The organism is Mesorhizobium sp. CNPSo 4684 (assembly GCF_057784315.1).
This window is the reverse complement of record NZ_JBWLUX010000084.1, coordinates 1-1,748: the sequence shown is the minus strand read 5'-3', so window position 1 is coordinate 1,748 and position 1,748 is coordinate 1. Positions and strand designations below refer to the sequence as shown.

Here is a 1,748-nt window from a genome sequence, read left to right as displayed (position 1 = left end):
GCGGCGTCTTTGTGGTGGACGGCACGCGCGAGCTGGTTAGGCGATTGGCGCAACCAGGGCAGCCAGTCCTGCTGGACCTCGACGGGCTCCGTGCCGATCGGCAGGCACTGCAAAACAGACTGCAGGGCTGACGTTCGCCATGGCGGGATGCCTTAAATTTAGACTGGAGCACCTCACCCCTACGGCTTGGGGCTCGGGTCCGATAGGTGGGAGGCGCACGCCCTGCGAAGGAGCATTCCCCGACGTGAAAAAGCAGCTGACTCATTTCTTGTGCGAGGAGAAGCAGTATTTGTCTCGGATCTCGATCTATGGGGTCTTGACGGCGAAGCGCGCGGGCACCTGCACAACGCTCGGGGCGCGTTGTCGTGATCAGCTTGTCGACAGCTTCCCCATTTAACAAAACAGACAGGGTTGGTCGCACTGGAAGAACATCGGCTGCCGATGCTCACGGTGCATGCCTGCCGAGGGCTGTTAAAGGGTAGTTTGTTCCTGATTTCCGGCACGTCAAATCCAGCCCAGCTTCGATGCCTATATTTTTGAAGGGAGGAACGGATGGATTTCGCCTCGACGAAGTGGGAGCAGGTAAAGTCGGACAGCGCGGGCCGGCAAGCGAGTTCACCCGCGGTGCCGTCCGCAGATGCGACGACCTTTGAGCGGCAGCTGAGCGAGATCGCCAATTCCCGTGGCGGCAGAGCAATGCCGGCGGCCTCGACGTTGCAGCCGGTCCAGTCAGCTGGGGTTTTGATAGGGCACAGCAAGGAGCCTCTTTATTCCGAGGATGCTCGCCTTATTTCGGGGCTTGAGAACGCGCTCCCCAAGGGCAAGGCCGCCAATCACACCGCCAACGGCTATATATACTCTCTTCGCAGCTTCAGCCGCCGGCTCTTCGCAAATAAAAAAGATACGATTGCTGCCCGGCTCAACGACCAGTCGCTGACCGATGATGCCCGCGAAGCCGTCGAAAAGGGTCATAACAAACGACTCCTCTCGGCAATAACCTATCTCTGGACCTTCCAGTCGACGGGCAAGGTGCCGATCACAAGCCGGACTGATCTAATTCCTCACCCCCAGGACGTGGCTCTCATCGAAGAGTACAGAAACGACGCGGAGACATCGACCCGCAAGGTGTATGCAACTGGTCTTCGCAATTTCAGTGACTACCTGCGTAAGAGCAACAAGCCAGGCATTGCTGGTCGGCTTTCGGGCACGTCGTTGGGCGGCGATGTCGAGCGCTATAGGAGAGACGTCGGCGGCAGTGGGAATATCGGTGCCGCACTGGCTGATCTGCGAAAATCGCAGGCAGGCGCTAAAGCGATGGGACTCGAGCGCCATATTCCCCTCGTTCCTGCTGCCGAAAACGCGGTCCGGATGGAGCCGATGCGGGAAGCGCACAGGTGGCCAGCGGAGCTGCCTCCCGTAGAAAGCTACGATCAGGATTTGCTTTGGGAGATGATGGACAAACCCGGTCCGTCGTCATCTCTCGAGCCAGCCGCGCGCCATGACCAGTCAACGGATCCCCGAGAGTCCGTTCGCCACTTGAACTGGGGCTACGACCGCCAGCAGTTCCCCGACAAGCCGATGGGTGCATTTGCCAGCAGTAACCTCCTGCCAAGCGGGGAGGTCCTCATCAACGATGAGCGTGACACAGCTGGGTTGGGGCCAGCGAAGAGGCCGAGGACCCTGGACAATCTACACGGTCTTGCCATTGAGCGGCAGCTGAGCGAGATCGCCAATTCAGGTGGAATTAG

1 pseudogene is annotated in these 1,748 nt (G+C 59.4%); it reads left to right on the top strand.

What is annotated here, in order from left to right:
- Positions 1 to 552 precede the first annotated feature (552 nt).
- Positions 553 to 1,748: pseudogene (locus AC04SG_RS32750) on the top strand (hypothetical protein); the annotation flags it as partial.